The 4,110-nt window shown below is 65.7% G+C and carries 5 protein-coding genes; all 5 read right to left on the bottom strand.

Annotation, left to right across the window (positions count from 1 at the left end; translation table 11 throughout):
- Positions 1 to 453, bottom strand: a 453-nt coding sequence (locus SH809_08885) for a pyridoxal-phosphate dependent enzyme (GenBank protein ID MDZ4699805.1), incomplete at its 3' end; no start/stop codon positions are given.
- Positions 453 to 2,027 carry a carboxylesterase family protein gene (locus SH809_08880; GenBank protein ID MDZ4699804.1) on the bottom strand — a complete coding sequence of 525 codons (1,575 nt, stop codon included), beginning with the start codon at positions 2,025 to 2,027 and terminating at the stop codon, positions 453 to 455. The genes SH809_08885 and SH809_08880, both read right to left, overlap by 1 nt.
- Positions 2,028 to 2,150: 123 nt before the next feature.
- A complete protein-coding gene (locus SH809_08875; protein ID MDZ4699803.1) occupies positions 2,151 to 2,921 on the bottom strand; it encodes a M12 family metallo-peptidase in 771 nt (256 codons plus the stop codon).
- A gap of 2 nt (positions 2,922 to 2,923) precedes the next feature.
- Complete coding sequence (locus SH809_08870; GenBank protein MDZ4699802.1) at positions 2,924 to 3,607, bottom strand: hypothetical protein; 684 nt, start codon at positions 3,605 to 3,607, stop codon at positions 2,924 to 2,926.
- Positions 3,608 to 3,642: 35 nt separating this feature from the next.
- Positions 3,643 to 4,110, bottom strand: a 468-nt coding sequence (locus SH809_08865) for a GNAT family N-acetyltransferase (GenBank protein MDZ4699801.1), incomplete at its 5' end; no start/stop codon positions are given.

The raw sequence follows: 4,110 nt of genomic DNA, 5'->3' as shown, positions 1-4,110 counted from the left end.
TCCATCCTCTACAAACCGCGCGCCCGAGACCGCCGCGGCGGCGCGGGCGACCTCTTTCGCGGCGTCGAAGTCTACGCCCGCGAGGATCACCTCGGCGCCCAGGGCGCGCATGCGGTCCAGCTTGAGCGGGTTGGCGGTGACGGCGGCATACACCGTGAGCGGCACGCCGTGTGTTCGGCAGGCATAGGCCATGGCCTGGCCAAAGTTGCCGGCGCTGGCCGTGACCAGCGGCGCATCGGAAGCGCGGCGCGCCACCAGATAGTCCGCCCCCCGGCCCTTGAAGCAGCGAATCGGGTTGATGGATTCGACTTTAAGGGAAACCGCCACGCCCAGCGCGTCCTGCAGCGGCTCGCAGGCATACTGCGGACTCTGGAGAAAAACCGGGTCGATCGTGCGCGCGGCGTCATGGACGGTTTCGAGCGCGAGCCGGTGTTCGGGTAGGCCGCGCGTCATTATGGGGCATCCAGCAACTGGAGGAAGAAGTCCAGCCGGGCCTGATCCGGCAGCGGACGGGGCGCGGTGACGACGCCGAGATTCATGAGGGCCTCTTCTTGCGCGCCGAACGCCGGCCAGGCCGGCAGGCCGGCGCCGTTTGGATCCGCTGCGGAGGCGAAATTGGCCCAGTAGGACGAGGCCTGATCGGCCAGCAGGCTGTCCGATGCCTCCCAGTTGCGATTCAGCAACGAGAGGTTGTTGAATACATACGGCACCTCGCCGGTGTGGAACGCCCCGAACTCGGGATGCTCGGGCCAGGGAATGGCGCGTTCGAAATAATAGAGATAACTCGGCGTTTTCGCGGTAGCGGCGCGGAGGGTGGACCAGTGGATGAGCGCGGTCACGGCGCTTTCGCGGGCATAGGCCTGGACGGAAGCGGTCGCTTCGGAGTCGCTGCCGGCGGGATACAGCGCCAGAAAATCCTCCGCCCGGTCGCCGAAGCGGCTGCGAGCCATCGTGGCAAACGCATCGGGGGTGATGGCGTGGTAGATATCCGCCATAAATGCGCTGCCCTCATCGGCGTTAAAGCCGGCCAGGGTGGGCACGTCGTGCTGACGGCCGGCCTGGAAGGCACGGGGCACGTCCTCGGTGAGGAACGCGCCGTCGATGATCGGCCAGAAAAACGCCGGCGGAGCGCCTTCGCGGGGTGTCGTGAGATCTGTCCACGACAGGGCGCGAAGGGCGGCCAGTGAATCGGCCCCGTACGCTTTGGCGAAAGCCAGGCCTGTTCCTTCGGCTGTTTCTCGGGCGGGCGTGGCAAGCCGGCCGATGCCCGCGATCGTACCCGGGCCGCTCTGGAGGATGGCCCGATGGAAGAGGCCGGCCGCCATCGGAGACGCGGTGAGATAGTGGACGGAGAAGGCGCCGGCGGATTGGCCGGCTACGGTCACCCGGTCCGGGTCCCCGCCAAACGCCCCGATATTGCGCTTCACCCACTCGAGCGCGGCCACCTGATCCATCAGGCCGTAATTGCCCGAGGCGCCGGCTTCGGCGGTCAGCTCCGGGTGCGCCATGAAGCCTAGCACCCCCATCCGGTAGTTGACCGTCACGACGACGATGCCTTTTTTCGCGAGCGCCTCCCCGTCGTAGATCTTAACATCCCCCGATCCCTCCGAGAACCCGCCGCCGTGGATGTAGACCAGCACCGGCCGGCGCTCCCGGGCGGACTCAGCCCCCGTCCAGATGTTCAGGAACAGGCAGTCCTCGCTGATCTCGCCCTGGACCATGAATTCCTCCGTCCATGGCACACGGGACCCCTGGATATTCTGGATGCAGCTCGCCCCGAATGTGTCCGCGTGGTGAACGCCCATCCAGGGCCTAGGGGGCTGAGGGGCACGCCACCGCAAATCGCCGGTCGGCGCCGCGGCAAAGGGGATACCCTTGAAGACATGTACGGAAGGATCGGATCCTACGGCCCCGACGATGGTGCCGGTTTCGATGGTGAAAGGACGATCCAATCCGGGAGAGGCGCAGCCGGCGGCCAACGCGATAAAAAACATGCCGGCCGCGAGCCGGCCCAACCAGTCTTTCATACAGCAGTCAATCGGTGGGTAAAGCAGGACCTGCCGGAGGGGGCGGTCGTCCAGAGCGCGCTTAATGTACGAGCGGCCAAGTTGAGAAACGCGAGCCGGCGATTTTGGGACCAGGATCCACGTTCACGGATTTACGATAGGCCAGGTGCCCGGCGGGACAAACGCGGTTTCAGTCTGAGACCCCCGGAAGTTCGAGACATAGACGGCCGTCTCACGCAACAGCCGGGCGACATCGCTCAGTGCCGAATCTCCCAGGACGACGCCCAGATACACTTGGTCGGGACCCGAAAAATACGGCACGCGGGTCTGGGGGCCGTTCGCCATGATGGTCCGGTACGTCTCGTTTCGAAAACCATGCCCGTAAGGAAGCGGGAGGGCGAGGGGATCGCTGTCCGGCGTGTGGCGGGCGCCAAACAGATGGCCGAGTTCGTGCGCCAGGGCGTACCCCGTGGCGCCGGCCTGCCGCCAGTAGATGGCGACAAAGGCCGTGGCCGGCGTGGCCATCACCGCCGCGTTGATCGTCGACGCCGGATCGTTCGTGAACAGCGCCACGAGGTCCGCCTCCACCTCGTCACGCAGCGTATGTACCTCGTCCAGCACGCCATCCTCCCGCCCCACGAGGTAGGCCAGATCCTGCAAGCGCTCCGTCGTGGTATACTCAATCTCCCGCGCGCCCACCACCGTGAGCGCGACATCGACCCGGCTGTTGGCGAAGACGACGTTGGTCTCCGCCACCGCCGCCGCGATCGCCGCGTCGATGTCCACCGCCGCCGCGGCTGCATCCGGGGTGTAGACGACGAGCAGCGTCACTTCCGTCGCCAGGTTTTCGGGAGGATCGACGCCGTCGCAGCCGGCGAGGACGAACAGGATGAGGAAAAGGAGTCGTTTGTGCATTCTCACCCCTCAATAACAGCCACATACGTCACATAGTCCACCCACGGATTTTCCTGCAACGTCTCGATCACCATCGTCTCCTCCCCTTCCGGCACCCGGATTTCGACGTCGTTCGGGATCTTGGTCACCTCGAATGGGGACAGTCCGGTCGTCTCCTCGATGAGGCGGCGGACGGCCTCCTCGCCGGTGGGTGGGTGGAAGCGGACGACGAGGACAAAAAATGCCGGCACCCCGAGGCCATCGCTGCCCCAGCGGGGCGCGGTGGTCGATTCGACGCTGGCCACCTCCGCGCGATCGCGCAGGGCGCGGACGCGGGCCTCCGAAAAGGGCTCGCTCGACTGCACCTGGGCCACGACATCCGCAAACTGGACGACTATCGGCTCGTAGTCGGCCTCCCGCAACCAGGAGACCGCGTCATGTTCCGTTACCCCATCGACAAACACGACCGATAATCTGCCGCTTTCGATGACGATCTCGTCGGGGATAGTAAACGAGGCCTCCTGCGCTCGTAAAGGAGCGGTCGCGATGCAGGTAAGCAGCAGAAACGGGATAAGTCGGGGCATGGCGTTTCGGGTTATGCTGTGCGCGCCCGCTGCGGGAGCAGGGCGGGCAGAGTGTGCCTGGAGTTCCGCCGCGCGCTCGAGCAGGGCGGCCATCTCGTCTTCCGAATAGGTTCTTTCGCTCATACAGGGACTTTGGGAGATGTTTTGTACCCCCTGCGTCAGGTTGCCAGGAGGTCTCCTCGCAACGCTTTTGTCATGGCCACCCGCACCCAGCCGGCGAGGACATGACCCCGTTCGGCGGCGAGCACCGCGCGAAGGTCGTCCGAAAGCTGCTCTTCGGTCAGTTCGCGGAAGCCCAGTCGCGCGTAGTACGGTCCGTTCCAGGGGATGTCGCGAAAGGTGGTGAGGGACAACCGGTCGAAGCCTGTTTCCCGCGCCCAAGCCTCCACACGTTCGATGAGCGCCCGACCGATGCCCCGGCGTCCATAGGCGGGCAGCACATCGATCTCGCTTAAGAAGGCCGTATGGGCTACGATGTCCGCCAGTGCAAACCCGACCACCTGCCGCCCCGACACCGCCGCGGCCCAGAGCCGGCCGGCTCGTATGCCCTGATGGAGGACAGCATACGGCAGACAGCGATCCGACGCCATCGGCGGCGCCGGCAAGGCCTCGAAACGGGACGCCGC

It is taken from the genome of Rhodothermales bacterium (genome assembly GCA_034439735.1).
Lineage (GTDB): Bacteria > Bacteroidota > Rhodothermia > Rhodothermales > JAHQVL01 > JAWKNW01.
This window is presented reverse-complemented; position numbering and strand designations above follow the sequence as displayed.